12 protein-coding genes, 1 tRNA gene and 1 pseudogene are annotated in these 15,483 nt (G+C 67.4%); 5 read left to right on the top strand and 9 right to left on the bottom strand.

The genetic code is table 11. The features are described 5' to 3' along the window. Nucleotides 1–36 precede the first annotated feature (36 nt). Nucleotides 37–846, top strand: a complete 810-nt coding sequence (locus tag KW830_RS08955) for a TOBE domain-containing protein (protein ID WP_218332885.1) — start codon at nt 37–39, stop codon at nt 844–846. A 178-nt stretch (nt 847–1,024) separates the two neighbouring features. Beyond that, nucleotides 1,025–1,573: a hypothetical protein gene (locus tag KW830_RS08950; protein WP_218332884.1), complete on the top strand. Its 549-nt coding sequence runs from the start codon at nt 1,025–1,027 to the stop codon at nt 1,571–1,573. A 64-nt stretch (nt 1,574–1,637) separates the two neighbouring features. On the opposite strand, the gene KW830_RS08945 is transcribed toward KW830_RS08950, so the two are convergent. Beyond that, nucleotides 1,638–2,711: a DNA/RNA non-specific endonuclease gene (locus KW830_RS08945; protein WP_066540749.1), complete on the bottom strand. Its 1,074-nt coding sequence runs from the start codon at nt 2,709–2,711 to the stop codon at nt 1,638–1,640. Nucleotides 2,712–2,994: 283 nt separating this feature from the next. Here KW830_RS08945 and KW830_RS08940 point away from each other — a divergent pair. Then, nucleotides 2,995–3,071 (top strand) — tRNA-Arg (locus tag KW830_RS08940). 215 nt (nt 3,072–3,286) lie between these two features. On the opposite strand, the gene KW830_RS21540 is transcribed toward KW830_RS08940, so the two are convergent. The 8 genes and pseudogenes from KW830_RS21540 to KW830_RS08905 form a co-directional block, all read right to left on the bottom strand. Further along, complete coding sequence (locus tag KW830_RS21540) at nt 3,287–3,655, bottom strand: sensor histidine kinase (RefSeq protein ID WP_370626114.1); 369 nt, start codon at nt 3,653–3,655, stop codon at nt 3,287–3,289. 996 nt (nt 3,656–4,651) lie between these two features. Then, nucleotides 4,652–5,596, bottom strand: a pseudogene (locus tag KW830_RS21535) (CHASE2 domain-containing protein); the annotation flags it as partial. A gap of 142 nt (nt 5,597–5,738) precedes the next feature. Continuing rightward, nucleotides 5,739–7,445 carry a FecR domain-containing protein gene (locus KW830_RS08930; RefSeq protein ID WP_218332883.1) on the bottom strand — a complete coding sequence of 569 codons (1,707 nt, stop codon included), beginning with the start codon at nt 7,443–7,445 and terminating at the stop codon, nt 5,739–5,741. 61 nt (nt 7,446–7,506) lie between these two features. Then, entirely contained in the window at nt 7,507–8,223 is a 717-nt protein-coding gene (locus KW830_RS08925) for a response regulator transcription factor (protein ID WP_218332881.1), read from the bottom strand. Nucleotides 8,224–8,291: 68 nt separating this feature from the next. Next, nucleotides 8,292–9,617, bottom strand: coding sequence for a tryptophan--tRNA ligase (locus KW830_RS08920; protein WP_218332880.1), 1,326 nt, complete (start codon nt 9,615–9,617; stop codon nt 8,292–8,294). A gap of 61 nt (nt 9,618–9,678) precedes the next feature. Further along, nucleotides 9,679–10,347, bottom strand: coding sequence for a site-2 protease family protein (locus KW830_RS08915; RefSeq protein WP_066540769.1), 669 nt, complete (start codon nt 10,345–10,347; stop codon nt 9,679–9,681). A gap of 41 nt (nt 10,348–10,388) precedes the next feature. After that, the gene (locus KW830_RS08910; RefSeq protein ID WP_066540774.1) at nt 10,389–11,024 is read right to left on the bottom strand and encodes an L-threonylcarbamoyladenylate synthase; all 636 of its coding nucleotides are present in this window, start codon (nt 11,022–11,024) and stop codon (nt 10,389–10,391) included. Nucleotides 11,025–11,055: 31 nt separating this feature from the next. Beyond that, a complete protein-coding gene (locus tag KW830_RS08905) occupies nt 11,056–11,934 on the bottom strand; it encodes a PHP domain-containing protein (RefSeq protein ID WP_066540776.1) in 879 nt (292 codons plus the stop codon). Nucleotides 11,935–12,164: 230 nt separating this feature from the next. On the opposite strand from KW830_RS08905, the gene KW830_RS08900 reads away from it, so the two are divergent. Both KW830_RS08900 and KW830_RS08895 read left to right on the top strand, forming a co-directional pair. Then, nucleotides 12,165–13,961 carry a methyl-accepting chemotaxis protein gene (locus KW830_RS08900; RefSeq protein WP_218332878.1) on the top strand — a complete coding sequence of 599 codons (1,797 nt, stop codon included), beginning with the start codon at nt 12,165–12,167 and terminating at the stop codon, nt 13,959–13,961. A gap of 166 nt (nt 13,962–14,127) precedes the next feature. After that, entirely contained in the window at nt 14,128–15,441 is a 1,314-nt protein-coding gene (locus KW830_RS08895) for a DUF3422 family protein (RefSeq protein ID WP_066539834.1), read from the top strand. Nucleotides 15,442–15,483: the final 42 nt, after the last annotated feature.

The raw sequence follows: 15,483 nt of genomic DNA, 5'->3' as shown, positions 1-15,483 counted from the left end.
CGCCTGCAACTTTTTGTGCAGGCATGATGCGGGGCTATGGCTGACCGCACCGCTTCTTCTTCCCCCATGCCCGCGACGGCTTTGCTCGATGCGCTGGGCCACAGCATGTCGGACAAGCGCATCGAGGTGCTGCGACACCTGGTGCACAACGGCTCCATCTCCCAGTCCGCGCGCGACTGCGGCATCAGCTACAAGGCGGCCTGGCAGGCGCTGGACACCTTGACCAATCTTGCGGGGGTGACCCTGGTGGAGCGCAGCGTGGGCGGCGCCGGCGGGGGCGGTGCCACGCTGACCGAGGCCGGTCATGCCCTGCTGCAGGCGGCCGATGCCATGGAGCGTGCCCGCTCCGAGGTGCTGGCCCGCTTGCAGGGCGCCGGCCTGCACCAGCCGGTGCTGGCACGCCTGGCCGTGCGCACCAGCATGCGCAACCAGTGGCCTTGCACGGTGCAGTCGCTGCACACCGAAGGCGGCCGTGTGACCGTGCTGCTGCACACCGACAGCCGCCATGCGGCCCCGTTGCGAGCCCAGGTGACGCGCGAAAGTGCCGAACTGATGGGGCTGGTTCCCGGCCAGGCGGTGCTGGCCATGGCCAAGGCCACAGCGGTGCAGGTGCTGTCCGGGGCGGCGGCGGCCGATGGGTTGCAGGCCACGGTCTGGGACGGCGAAGTGACGCGGGCCGATACCGGCGAGGGCGCGGAAGTGGCTGTGCGCCTGCCGGGCGGCGTGCATGTGGTGGGGTTTGCCGAGGGCGCGCCGCTGCAGCCCGGCGCGCAGGTACAGGTGCGCATTCCTGCGGCGGCCGTGGTGCTGGCACTGGTGGATGAGGCAGGTCTGGCCGGTGCTTGATGCATGTCAATCCCGCCGATGGCCGGTGGTGGGATAGTGGGCCTAATGTGACCCCTGGTACGGCGGATACGCGCCAGCCATGGCGGACAGGTATCGGGGATACCTCATTTTTGACACAATACGGACCATACCGCATGACTCTGCCCGGGGAGGCAGCGCACCACATTGAGAGCTATCTGTGAGTATCTTTGATCGCCTGAAATCCAATCTGTCCGGCAGTGATGCCGCTCCTGCCGCTGCGACATCCGCTGACGATGAGGGGAAGGTGGGCGGTGGCCGCTTCATGGGCAAGGACGAATCCCAGGCCATGCGCCGTGCGGAGCGTACCGCCCCGGAAAAACCGGTGGAAAAAGGGCTGAGCGGACCAGGTGAGGTGTGGGTGTTTGTCTGCCCCAATACCCAGCGCCTGATTCTGGTGCCCCGGCTGGGAGCCGCCCAGGGCGAGGTGCTGACCCAGCACATGCTGTCCGATCTGCAGCGCATCGGCCTGTGCGAAGAGGTGTCCTACCACGCAGGCTACGACCAGTACTGGAAAATGCCGACGCAGGAAGCCATTTTGCGCATGCCCACGCTGCACAGCGTGGAAGTGCTGCCCATGAAGCAGATGAAGCTGACCACCCAGTTGGTCAAGCCGGGCGAGGCGCGCGGCTTCTGGATGCGGGTGCGCCTGCGCGAAGAATCGGAGCTGCCGCAGCCCGATTCGGCACAAGACAGCCGCGTGGGCTGATTCCTCCCAGGCCACCCAGCAGATACCGCCTTCGGGCGGTTTTTTCATGGACAGGCCGGTGCATTCACTGCACCCCGCCCGTCACCGGCAAGCCCGACAGCAGGTGCCACTGGGTCTGCACCACGAAGTCGGCGTAATCCATGGGGCGCTGGATCTGGGCGTCGGCGCTGTTGGGCAGTACATAGGCCCAGGCACGCTGGCTGCTGGCGTCGTAGACCAGCTTGAACAAGTGGTCGGGAACCCAGACCTGGCTGCTTCCCAGCAAGTGCGGCACACCCTGGTAGAGCGGGCCGCTGAAGACAAACACATCGCCCGCCGCGCGCTGTGCGTATTTGCGCACATCGGCCTCCAGCTTGGCCCAGACCTTGCGGTTGTTGGTCGGGTCCTGGGGCACCATGTTCGTCAGGGCGAACGACTGGGCCATACCGCTGGCGCTGTACTGGTTGGCGGCAGCGGCCATGTGTCCGCGGTCATAGCCGCTGCCCTGGTAGTCCGCCAGCGTGGCGCGCTGTGCACTGGGTACGCGCGCGTCGGCATAGAAGCGGTCGGTGCGTTCCTGGCCGGCCGCCTGCTGCAGGCGGCCCCGGTTCAGCCGCTCCACCACCACCATCGGCGTCTTGGTGCGGCCGGAATACAGCACGGCAAACCCTTCCGAGCACAGCGCGCGCGCAGCCCATTCGGTGCCGATGCTGCCTGGTTGCAGGACACGGCCGGCCGGAAACTGCTCACGGCAGGCCGCAAAGCCGCTGCTGTCGATGGCGGAGGAGGCTGTGGCGGTTGTTGGCGTGCTGGCCGTGGTCGCCGGCGATGCCGTGGGGCGTGTGGCCTGGGAGGGGGCGGGGGACTGGGCCCAGTTCCCGATGCGTTGCTTGACCAAGCGTGTGGCTTCATCGGCCAGTCCTTCGCCCCAGCCGCGCAGCTGCTGGCGCGCACCGTCCAGGTGGCTGCGCCAGGATTGGCTGAGCAGGCTTTCCGGACTGCGGGTCAGCAGGTCCCAGGGGCTCAGGGCCTGTACCAGCACGGCATTGCCGAACAGGGCGCCCCAGATGAAGAACGCCAGGCGGCCGGTGAGCCGGTGCCTGAGTCGCTGGAACCAGTGGAGGGGGGCGGGAGAAGACTTGCGCTTGCGGGTGGCCATGGACACACAAAGCCGCTGCCACCACCGTGGGCGCAGGCGACGCACGGCAGACAGGGCGGGCACGGGGAAAGGAGCGGCCGGGCGGGAACCGGAGGTGGTTGCTATTTTTCACATAGCAACTTATCTATGGAGTGTAAGCCTTGCAAGCTTATCTTGTTGCAAATAACTGTAAAAATACCCAGGTGTCTTGCGGGTGCCTCTGCCGCGGTTTTTGGCGCTTTGCTGCGAAAAATTCAGCGTTTTCCCTGAAGCCCTGTTTTTTCTGCATATAATCATGGCTTCGGCGGCTGTAGCTCAGCTGGATAGAGTACTTGGCTACGAACCAAGGGGTCGTGGGTTCGATTCCTGCCAGCCGCACCAAAACGACAAGCCTCAGAGTGGAAACGCTCTGAGGCTTTTTCGTTTTCGGGGCCGTCTGCGGTCAATGTGCCGCCCGCTTTGGATGTCTGTGCACATCCGCATGTGCAACGCTCAGCTATCTATTGCACCCCTCACCCCATCCGCAGACCCGTGCGCAGTGCTGACGTCTTGGCGAAGCCTGCATGCCCCGCTCCGGGTGTAACGTCGGTGCGGGATCAGCGCTTGGCAAACACCAGGCGGAAGGTGCTGCCCTGGCCGGGCGTGCTGTCCAGCTCCATTACGGCGCCGTGGCGCTGCATCACGGTGTGCACAAAGGCCAGACCCAGGCCCACTCCCTGTATGTGGCTGGCTTCATGCTGGGCCAGGCGGGTAAAGGGCTGGAACAGTGTGGCCTGCTGCTCGGGGCTGATGCCATCGCCCTCATCGCGCAGCACCACCACCCAGTGCGCAGGGCGTTCTGTGATGCTGCAGTGCACGGTGCTGCCGGCGGGGCTGTATTTGACGGCATTGCCCAGCAGATTGCCCAGCACGCGGCGCAACTGACCGGGGTCGCCGGTGATCAGGGCTTCCGCCTCCTGGGGCATCCAGTCGATGTCGATCAGCTTGGCATGGGCGGCGGCCCAGCTGTCATCCACGGCCTGCTCCAGCAGCAGGCCCAGCTCCACGGCTTCCTGGCGCGGGGGCTGCTGCTGGGCGCGGGCCAGGTGCACAAAGTCATCCGCCAGCGCCAGGGCGCTGCGGGCATAGCGTTCGATGCGCACTTCGGTGTCGCTGGACACCAAGGGGCCGGCACTGTCTGCCGCCCTGTGGCCGAAGGTGCGGTCCATCTCCAGCAGGGTGACGATGGCGCCGATCGGGGCGCGGATGTCGTGCGAGATGAAATGCATGGCCTGGTCGCGCTGGGCCATGGCCTGGCGCATGCGGGTGATGTCCACCAGGGTCAGCAGCCAGCCAGTGGTGGGCGGCGCGGCAAACGGGCGGCCCACCAGCAGCAGGTGGTTGCCCAGGCGGTCGGTTCCCTCATGCTGGAAGGACGCCTGTCCGCCCGCCAGGGTCTGCGGGTCGAACAGCGGTCCCTGGCTCTCGTTTTCCCGGGCCCCGGCCAGCAGCAGTTGCACGTCCTGGCGTTCCTGCAGCGTCTGGCCCAGCGACTGGGCATAGCGGTGGGCCGCGCTGTTGGCCAGCAGGATGAGGCCTTGCGGATCGCACACCAGTGTGGGGGAGGGCAGCTGCAGCAGGCTTTCGCTGACAAAGTGGTGCAGGGCACGCAGCTGGCGCGAGGCCTGCTCCACCGCCTGGATGCGCTGGGCCAGCATGTCCTGGCCCATCAGGCCGGACTGCAGCGGTGCCAGTGCGCCGCTGCGGCCCAGGTCGCGCATTTCATGCTCCAGAAAGCGGGCCGCGGCATTCAGGCGCCGCCAGCTCCACAGCGGGTAGGCCAGAGCCACCAGCAGCAGTGCCGCCGCAGGAGTCAGCACCAGTTGCCACCACAGCGGTGCCAGGGTGGCCGTCAGCAAGGTGGCGGACCACAGCAGCACGCAGGCGGCCAGCGCGGCCGAGGGGCCCAGCAGGGCCAGGGCCAGCAGAGTCAGCAGCACAGGCAGGACATTGAACAGCCGGTTGGCTGTGGCCGATGCCGGCGTCGCATGCGTGTGCTGGAGCGCACCATTGAGGATCTGGGCCACCATCACCACATTGGGGGTGTGCTGCGCCGTCTGGGTGGGGGTGGCGATGGATGCGGACAAGCCGGTGGCCAGGCTGCCGACCACCACATACTTGCCGCGGAAGGCGCTGGCGGGAATGGCGCCGCGCACCACGTCGATATAGGAATAGGTGGTGAATGCCGGGTTGCCGCCGGCAAAGCCGATGTATTGCAGGGCGGGCGGGGCACCGGCAGGCTGCGGCGCACACAGCGCATCCTGCGGCTGGGCCACGCAGCGCATGGCCAGGCCCAGGTGCAAATGGCTCTGACCGGCCAGGCCGGCGCGCGGTGCAAAGCTGCGTACGCCGCCATCGGCATCCACACGCAACTGCACATGGCCCAGGGCGGCGGCGGCCTGGACCAGGGCGGGCAACTGGCCCACGGGGCGGCCTGCCAGGTCTTGCGCCACCGGCAGCACCACGCGACCGCTGTCGGCAATGGCGCTGGCCAGCAGGGCGTCGTCGGCGGGGTAGTCCAGATCTTCTTCACTGAACAGCACATCCAGCCCGATGGCCTTGGGGTTCTGCGCCGAGAGGTGGCGCACCAGCTGGGCGTGGATGGCCCGGCGCCAGGGCCAGCGCCCAATGGCTTCGATGCTGTGCTCGTCGATGGCAATCACCACCACCTCGGGCGATGCCGGGCGCTGCTGCAGCCGGGTCGCCAGATCCTGCACCAGCAGATTGCTGCGCTCCAGCTGCTGCGGGCCGGCCAGCCACCAGCAGGCGGCCAGCAGCAGGGCGCTGAAGATCCACCATTCCCGCCGCAGTCCCAGGTGGCCCTGTGACACGTCAGAGGCGCGCAGCCGATTCAGCCAGCGCCACATGTGCGGGGCATGGCGGCTTGCCATGGTGCGCTAGGGGTGCGGAGGCCCAGCCGCTTTCTTGGCAAGGTCGACGAGGGTCTGGCGTGGCAACCGCGCAGCCGGCCCGCCGGAGGGAAGTGATCCGCCAGGGGCGCAGTGGGGCTCATGGCGAGAGCACATCCAGGCCGCTACCGCTGCGCAGCGGCATGCCGGAGCCATCGCGCACCCAGGGCAGCACGGTGAACTGGCGTGCGGTCGACAGCGGACTGTCCAGGCCGGACGGATCGCGCACCTGCAGGCGCAGGAAGTACTGGCCGGGGCCGAGGTTGGCGGCCTGCCATGCGGGCTGGTTCACACGGGTGTCCAGCACCGGGTGCTCGGCCTCGGGTGTACGGGCCACGACAATGCGCCAGCTCTGGCCGGGCTCGCCCTGCCAGTGCATCGTGGGCACGCCAGCGGCGGTGTTCCACTGCAGCGCGGCCGCATCGGGCACGGCGGGGCGCGGGATGGCACGAAAATCCTGGGGCGCGGAAAACGGACCTTGGTCCGTCTGGCCGTTGTCCAGCGTGCGGATGCTGGCGGTGCGCCAGTGGTAGTTGCCTGCGGCGAGGTCGGTGGTCTGCAGCGCGCAGCCTTCACGCACCACCCGGTCTTGCAGCGGGACGCTGAAATCCTGGCCGGCGGCCGCAATCTGGATGCGGTAGGCGGACACGCCATGCACCGGCGTGCAGCGCAGGTCCACACCATCGGTGGGCAGTTGGGCGGCGGGCGCTGTCTGGTAGAGCGGTGGCACCGGGTGGGCCTTGACCTTCAGCGGCCCCTGGGCGGGCAGACCGGGAATGCCATGGCCGTCCATGGCCTGCACGCGCAGGAAATAGCTGCCATCCGGCACGGCGGCAAAGCGGGCCTTGTCGCCGGTAAAGCGGCCATTGCGCAGCACCTGCTGGCCGGCCGCATCCTGTGTGACTTGCACCACATAGCCTGCACCCTGGGTGGGGGCCGGCAAGGGGAGGTCCAGCCATTGGGCATCTTCGGCCAGGCGGGGCAACTGGCCCTGGGGCAGTGCCGGCAGCAGTGCCGCCTGGTGCAGCTGGCCGTCGGCTGTCACGGCAGCGCCGCGGCCCTTGGGTACCAGGGCACTGGCGTTGGGGGACTGGTGGGATGCTACCTGCACCGCACCCTGCTGCACGGCGGTGGCGGTGCTGCCGTCGGCCGCAAGGTAGACACCGAACTGCGTGCCGCGCACGCTGCTGGTGGCCGTGCCGGTGCGCACGTCCAGCGCCGCAGGCTGGGCCTTGTTGGGCGGAACAGTCGCTTCCACGGCGCCGTTTTGCAGCTCCACCACCGATTGCAGGCTGCCCGTGCGCCCTTTGCGGCGCAGCTGTTGCAGCAGCAGCGTGCTGTCGGCCTGCACCTTCAGCAGCGAGCCGTCGGCCAGGCGCACGCTGACAAAGGCATCGGGCGCCACATGCAGGCGGCTGCCTTCGGGCAGCTGCTGGCCCGGGGTGAGTGCGGATTCGCCGGCCGATCCGGTGTGCGACGGCGGCGGCAGCACGGTCACCCGGCCCTGCAAATAGTCTACCGAGGCCGTGGCCATGCGCAGCAGGTGGTTGGGAATCTCCAGCACCGAGCCCGGCTGCAGGCGGTAGGGACTGCCGACCTGGTTGTGCCGTTGCAACAGCTGCCATTGGCTGGCGTCACCCAGGTAGTGGCGGGCCAGCTGTTCCAGCGTATCGCCGGTGTGGATGCGGTGGCGCGTCACCCCGGTGGCCGAGGAGGCGGCAGTCTGTGCCTGGGCGCTGCAGGCCAGGGTGAGAAGAATGCAGGCGGCGGCGCTGGGCCACAAAGGTGCAGGACGGAGAAAGTGCATAGGCATACAGCATGCAAGCCTGCAGGAAAAAGCCGATAGCCGCAAGTTGCTGGAGGTGGGGCTAGGAGGCCAGGTCCAGATTGGTGGGCGTGGTGCAGCCCAGTGCATCCAGCCGGTAGCCCAGGCCGTAGACGGCCGAGATGGCGTACTCCTGGCCGGGGCGCAGGCGCAGCACCTGGCGCAGGCGCGAGACATGGGTGTCCAGCGTGCGCGACAGCACTTCGGAGTTCTGCCCCCAGACGGCTTCGCGCAGATGGTCGCGCGACATCAGCCGGCCCTGGTTCTGGAACAGCAGCACGGCCAGCGCGAATTCCCGGTGCGTGAGCACCACGGACTGGTCGTGGAACTCGGCCGTGAAGGTGGACTGGGTGAAGCGGTAGGGACCGAACTCCAGCACATCCTCTTGGGCCTGCGGGTAGGCGCGGCGCAGCAGCGCGGCAATGCGTGCCTGCAGCTCGGCCACGCGGATGGGCTTGACGATGAAATCATCGGCCCCGCAGTTCAGGCCTTCGACCAGATCGCGCTCTTCGCTGCGGTGGGTGATGAACACGATGGGCAGGGTGGCCGGCAGGTGCTCGCGCGCCCAGCGCACGACTTCGGGGCCGGAGAGGTCGGGCACTTCCCAGTCCACCAGCAGCAGATCGAAGCTCTCGCGGCGCAGATCCTGCACAAAGCTCGCTCCGCTGTGGTGCAGACGGCACAGGTGGCCCGCCTGGCGCACCACCTGGTCGATCAGCTCCAGTTGCAGTGGGTCGTCGTCAAGAACTGCGATACGCATAGTGGTGGGGCCTCCCTGGTGTTTGCGTGGATTGTCTCAAACCTGGCGTGGCGGGCAGTGCACCCGGGTCATTCCGCCTGGGCGGCAGCGTGGAGCTGCTGCAGGGCGGCGGTGATGTCGGCCTCCTGCACGCCGTCCAGCGGCTGTAGATGGCTGCGCACGGCCTCCAGTGCGGCGGCACCTTCCTGCTGCAGGCGGGCGATGTGCTGGCCGGCCTCGCGGGGCTGGGCAAAGCCGGTGCTCTGCAGCAGCACCTGGCCGCTGGCGGTGGTGAGCTTGAAATAGAACTGGCCGTCTTTCTCGCGGTATTGCTTGAACACCGGCAGTGCGGCCTTGTCGGCCTTGTCGGCCTTGGCCGCCTTCTGGCTGGTCTGTGTCATGCCAGTCAGCGTGCGCAGGCCCACGGCGGCGCGCAGGCGCTGCAGCAGCGGGCGGCTGAGGGCGCGGGCACGTTCGGCACCGGCCTGCAGCACGGCTTCCACCTTTTCGGGGTGGGCCATCAGGTCTTCGTACCGGGCGCGCATGGGGGTGATTTCGCGCTCGATGCACTCGTACAGCTTCTGCTTGGCATCGCCCCAGCTGATGCCGTCGGCGTAGGCCTGGCGCATGGCGGCGGTCTCTTCGGCCGTAGCAAAGGCCTGGTACATCTGGAACAGGGCCGAGCCTTCGACTTCCTTGGGTTCACCCGGTGCACGCGAGTCGGTCACGATGGAGCCGATCAGCTTCTTCAGCTGGGCAGGGGGCGTGAACAGGGGGATGGTGTTGTCGTAGCTCTTGCTCATTTTGCGGCCGTCCAGACCGGCCAGCAGGGCCACGCTGTCTTCCACGGCCGCTTCGGGCAGGGTGAAGTGCTCGCCATACAGGTGGTTGAAGCTGGACGCCATGTCGCGCGCCATTTCGATGTGCTGCACCTGGTCGCGGCCCACGGGGACCTTGTGGGCGTTGAAGGCCAGGATGTCGGCCGCCATCAGCACTGGGTACATGAACAGGCCGGCCGTCACGCCGTCATCGGGCTCGGTGCCGGCGGCGGTGTTCTTGTCCACGGCCGCCTTGTAGGCATGGGCGCGGTTGAGCAGCCCCTTGCCCGTCACGCAGGTGAGAAACCAGGTCAGCTCGGGAATCTCGGGCACATCGGACTGGCGGTAGAAGGTCACATGGGACGGGTCCAGGCCGGCAGCCAGCCAGCTGGCGGCGATTTCCAGCGTGGAGCGCTGCACGCGGTCGGGGTCCTGGCATTTGATCAGTGCGTGGTAGTCGGCCAGGAAGTAGAAGTTCTCCACATTCGGGGCGCGGCTGGCGGCGATGGCGGGGCGCATCATGCCGGCGTAGTTGCCCAGGTGGGGGGTGCCGGACGGGGTGATGCCGGTGAGAAAACGGGTAATGGCTTGTGTCATGGTGCAGACAGTCTCAGGCCGTGGAGCGCCGGTGGGCGCTCCACGCAAAGGAAAAAATGGATCAGGCGAGCCAGCGGGTCAAAGGGGTGAGTATCCAGTCCAGGGCTTCGTAGCCCCAGGCCATCAGCGGACGCAGCCACCAGGTGCCGACAAAGCCGAAGAGGACCAGACCCAGAACAATGAAGAAGCCGAACGGCTCGATGCGCGAAAACTGGTAGGCCAGCCTGGAAGGCAGCAGGCCCGCCAGAATGCGGCCACCGTCCAGCGGCGGCAGCGGGAACAGGTTGAAGGCCCACATCACCAGATTGGTCAGGATGCCGGCACGCGCCATTTCCAGGAAGAAGCGTTCCTGGATGCCCGACACCACCAGCACGATCAGCAGCACCGCCCACAGGATGGCCTGCAGGAAGTTGGCGGCCGGGCCGGCCAGCGCCACCCAGATCATGTCGCGCTTGGGGTGGCGCAGGCGGCTGAAGTCCACCGGCACCGGTTTGGCATAGCCGAACAGAAACGCGCCCGAGGTGGAAAAGTACAGCAGCAGCGGCATCAGGATGGTGCCGATGGGGTCGATGTGCTTGAGGGGGTTGAGCGTCACCCGGCCCAGGATGGTGGCCGTGGGATCACCGAAATGGCGGGCCACGTAGCCATGGGCGGCCTCGTGCACCGTGATGGCGAACAGCACGGGCAGGGCATAGATCAGAACGGTTTGCAGGAGTTCGGTGGCGTCCACAGTGTCAGCGCAGTCGAGGTATGAAAAAAGGCAAGGTGAGGTTATAGCCCCAAAGCCTGGAGGCTGCCCTGTCCCTGGCGCACCAGCTCTGCATCGCCGCCGCTGTACATGGGGGTGAGGTCCAGCACCGTGGTGGGTTCCATGGGGCAGGCGCCGGCATCCACGATGCCGTCCAGCAGCTTGTCAAAGCGCGCACGGATCTCGTCCGGGTCGTTCAATGGTTCGGTCTCGCCGGGTGCAATCAGCGTGGTGCCCAGCAGTGGCTCGCCGTGCAGCTCCAGCAGCATCTGCAGGCCTTTGCGGTCGGGCACGCGCAGGCCGATGGTCTTGCGTGACGGGTGGCTCACGCGGCGCGGCACTTCCTTGGTGGCATCCAGGATGAAGGTGTAGGGGCCTGGCGTGGCCAGCTTCATCAGCCGGTACTGGCGGTTGTCCACGCGGGCGTAGTTGGCCAGCTCCGACAGGTCACGACACAGCAGTGTCAGGTGGTGCTTGTCATTGATCTGGCGGATGCGGCGCAGACGGTCCACGGCGTTCTTGTCGTCCAGGTGGCAGACCAGGGCATAGCTGGAATCGGTGGGGACGGCCAGGATGCCGCCGCCGCGCAACAGGTTGGTCGCCTGCTGCAGCAAGCGGGGCTGGGGGTCCACCGGGTGGATTTCGAAGTACTGGGCCATGGGGCTGGTTTCCTGGTAGCGGTGCCGGGCGTCAGTGCGCGCGGTGGGGGGCGGGCTGGATGCGGTCTGCCAGCAGCTCCCAGACGGGATTCAGCCTGCGGGGCAGTGCGGGCAGGGTCCCCAGGGCAATGCGGGATTCTGCCGGGCTGTGGAAGTCGCTGCCGCGCGAGGCGTGCAAGCCCCATTCGCGGGCGCATTCGGCGTAGCGCAGGGCTTCTGCGGCGGAGTGGCCGCCGCAGGTGACTTCGATGCCCTGGCCGCCGCAGGTCTTGAATTCGTCCAGCAGCGCATGCTCCAGCGTGCCGCCCAGAGCGTAGCGGGCCGGGTGGGCCATCACCGCCACGCCGCGGGCGGCGGTGATCCACTGCACGGCTTCGGCTACGCCGGCCCAGCGCTGGGGCACGAAGCCGGGCTTGCCCTCGGTCAGAAAGCGCTGGAACACCTCGGTCACATCGGCGCAGATGCCTGCATCCACCAGAAAGCGGGCGAAATGGGTGCGCGAGATCAGATCGGGGTTGCCTACATAGCGCAACGCGCCTGCGTAGGCATCGGGGATGCCGGCCAGTGCCAGCTGGTGTCCCATTTCCTGGGCCCGTGGGCCCCGGCTGTGGCGCAAGGCGTGCAAACCTTGCTGCAATGGCCCATCTGCGCAGTCAAAGCCCAGGCCTACGATATGGATGGTGTGGCCGGCATAGCTGGCCGAAATCTCCACCCCCGTGAGGTAGTCCAGGCCTTGGGCATGTGCGGCCTGGCAGGCAGCGGTCTGCCCGGCCAGCTCGTCGTGGTCGGTCAGTGACCACAGGTCCACGCCGCCCTGGCGCGCACGGGCCGCCAGTTCGGCAGGCGCCAGCGTGCCATCCGAGAAGGTGGAGTGGCAATGGAGATCGGCATTCAGATAGGGGGTGGGCACGCGAACATTGTAAAAGTCTGGCCGCTCCAGCGCAGTGGCCTGAGAAAAGCAGGGGAGAACCGCGCTGGCTGGCCGGGAGCACCTGCCCTGTGCAATGCGGTTTGGAGTGCATCAAACCCTGTGTTTATTGGCCGCTTAGGGGGGGGGAGCGGATGGATACTTTGCTGGCGGTTGCTGGGGCGTGGCCCATGCCTGCGCCGTTGCTGGAGGGGCTCAAGCCTGTTTGCACCATGAAAATCCAAAATCTTTCCGTGGCCCAGAAGATCTGGGTGATGCTGACGGTGGTGATTGCCGCGTTGCTGTGCCTGGGCGGCGTGCTGATCTATGCACTGGGCAAGAATGACGAGAACATTCGCCAGCAGGTGATCGACTATGACCAGCGTATCCGGCTGGCGGAAAAATGGAGCGGCATCACCGAGCTGGCCGTCAGCAGCGTGACGGCGGCCGCCCAGTCTTCCGAGCCGGACATGATCAAGATGCTGGTCGAGCGCACGCAGACGGAAGCCAACCGCGCCAGCGAAGTGCAGCGGGAGCTGGAGGCACGGCTGTCGTCGGAAGAAGGCCGCGCACAGCTGGCTCGCATCCAGGACACCCGGACCAAGGTGCTGTCCCTGAACAAACAGCTGGCGGACCTGCGGGGGGCGGGCGACACCGAGCAGGCCAACCGGGTCATGAAGCAGGAATTTCTGCCGGCGGTCGATGTGTACAGACAGACGCAGCAGGACATGGTCAAGCTGCAGGAAACGCTGCGCGACCGCATCGTGACCGACGGGAACGCCTTGCGCCAGCAAGCACTGTGGATTGCCGCGGGGGTGACGGCGCTGGTGCTGTTGCTGGCACTGGGCCTGTCGCGCGGCATGATCCGCCAGGTGACGCTGCCGCTGGATCGGGCGGTGGCGCTGACCCGCCGCATTGCCGACGGCGACCTGACGGTGGAAGCGCATGACGAGCGCAAGGACGAACTGGGCCTGCTGCTGCGCAGCCTGTCCGAGATGAGTCACAAGCTGCGCGCGGTGGTGGGCGAGGTGCGCAGCGGGGTGGAATCGGTATCGGCGGCGTCCAGCCAGATTGCCACCGGCAACCAGGACCTGTCGGCCCGCACCGAGCAGACCGCAGCCAACCTGGAAGAAACCGCTGCCAGCATGGAAGAGCTGACGTCCACCGTGACGCAATCTTCGGAAACCGCCCGCCAGGCCAACCAGCTGGCCGGCATGGCCGCCCAGGCGGCCGAGCGGGGCGGCTCGGTGGTGCAGCAGGTGGTGCATTCCATGCAGCAGATCACCGACAGCAGCCGCCGCATCAGCGACATCATCGGCGTGATCGACGGCATCGCCTTCCAGACCAACATCCTGGCGCTGAACGCGGCGGTGGAAGCGGCCCGTGCCGGTGAGCAGGGTCGGGGCTTTGCCGTGGTGGCCGGGGAAGTGCGTTCCCTGGCCGGCCGCAGCGCCGAAGCCGCCAAGGAAATCAAGGCCCTGATCACCACCAGCGTGAGCAATGTGGAATCGGGCTCGCAACAGGTGGAGCAGGCCGGCCAGAGCATGCAGGAGATCGTGCAGAGCGTGCGCCGGGTGACGGACCTGATCGGTGAGATCACCGCGGCCTCGACCGAGCAGCGCGACGGCATTGGCCAGGTGAACCAGGCGGTGAGCAACCTGGACCAGATGACACAGCAGAACGCGGCGTTGGTGGAGGAATCCACTGCAGCGGCCACGGCGATGCGCGAACAGGCCCAGCGCCTGGAGCAGGTGGTGGCGGTGTTCAATGTGGGCCAGGACAGCCAGGTGCGCAGCGTTGCGGCACGCCCGGCCGCTGCGGCACCCGTGGCGGTGGCTGCGCCCCGCGCGCAGGCACCTGCGGCGCGCCCTGCCGCCGTGGCAGCCCCTAAGGCCAAGCCCGCCGCTGCGGCGGCAGCGGCACCTGCGTTGGCGCAGTCGCCTGCAGCCAAGTCCGATGGCGGTGCGCTGCGTCGCCCTGGTGTGGCCCACTCCGCGACGGCGGACGATGGGGACTGGGAAAGCTTCTAAGCCAGAGCTCCTCAGCCTGCGCGGCGGGATGGCCGCGCAGCAGCCTCGTCATGCCCAGCCTGGGTGCATGGCGGGGGCTGGCAGCCGCTGGGTGTGGGCTGCCGGGTACAAACCCGCAGAAACTGGGCTGCTGCCTGCACAATAGCGGCAGTTTCTTGAGGTTTGCATGCCTGTTCCGCTCCAGCCCGTACCCCATCCGCAGCGCACGCTGCTGCACAACGAGATCCATGCCCGTCCGGCCGAGCCTATTCATGCGCCGGCGGCCATCACCCATGTGGTCATGCTCACCGACCCCGCCCAGCGCGAGGCCAGCCGTGCGCACCTGGCGGCGCTGATGCGCGACCACCACCAGACCGGACCCGACCGGGAGACCACCCATCTGCGGGTGGACCTGGGGACCTTTCGTCTGCGCTGGGAGCTGCACACCGAATTCGTCACCTGGACTTTCATGGTGCCGCTGGAGCCCGGCGTGCCGCTGGATACGCGCACACCGCCGACGGCCATCGAACAGGTGCCCCAGGCCTGGTTTGCCAAGCTGCCCGGCCTGTGCCTGAGCAGTGTCCACCTGTGGATCGTCAAGGACGCGCAGTGTGCGGGCCAGGGCATTAAGGGCCTGGTGCTGCAGATGCTGAATGAAGACACGCTGGCCGGGTCCGTGGTGCATGTGGGTCACACGGAAGTGTGTACCGACTTTGCCATCCACGCCGACGGGTATTCACGCATGCTGGTCAAGCCGTCCGATCACATCAGCGCACGCCGTCTGGGGCGCCTGGTGCAGCGGCTGCTGGAGATCGAAACCTACCGCATGTCGGCTTTGCTGGGCCTGCCTGTGGCACGCCATGCCGCAGCGGTGCTGGCCACGGCCGAAAAGGAGCTGGCCGATCTGGCCCAGGCCATCCGCGAGGCGGACCGCGAGTCCGAGCCGGTGCTGCTGGACCGGCTGACCCGGCTGGCAGGCCAGGTGGAGAGCGAGTACGCCGCGACCCATTCGCGCTTTTCGGCCAGCCGTGCCTACTTTGAACTGGTGGACAAGCGCATCCATGACCTGAACGAGCAGCGCCTGTCGGGTTTGCTGACCATCCACGAGTTCATGGACCGCCGGCTGTCACCTGCACGCAGCACCTGCGAATGGGCCACGCACCGCCAGAACGCGCTGTCGCAGCGGGTGTCGCGCGTCAGCAACCTGCTGCGCACGCGGGTGGAGATCGAGCAGCAGCAAAGCAACCAGGCCATCCTGGGCACCATGAACGACCGCCAGGGCATGCAACTCAAGCTGCAGTCCACGGTGGAAGGCCTGTCCGTGGCCGCCATCACCTACTACATCACCGGCCTGATTGCGTACCTGGCCAAGGGGGCGCAGAAGCTGGGCTGGCCGCTGTCGCCTGAAATTTCGGCGGCCGTGGCCATTCCTGTGGTGGCCTTCAGCGTCTGGTGGTCGCTGCGCCGTCTGCACCACAAGCTGTTCAACGGCAAGCACTGACGCACGGTCTGCAGGGCTGCCGCTGTTGCACGGCGGCGCGCC

The sequence above is a fragment of the Comamonas sp. CMM03 genome (assembly GCF_019218715.1).
Classification (GTDB): Bacteria; Pseudomonadota; Gammaproteobacteria; order Burkholderiales; family Burkholderiaceae_C; genus Comamonas; species Comamonas terrigena.
Note: the sequence above shows the minus strand (reverse complement) of the source record. Positions and strands in the feature narration are given on the sequence as shown.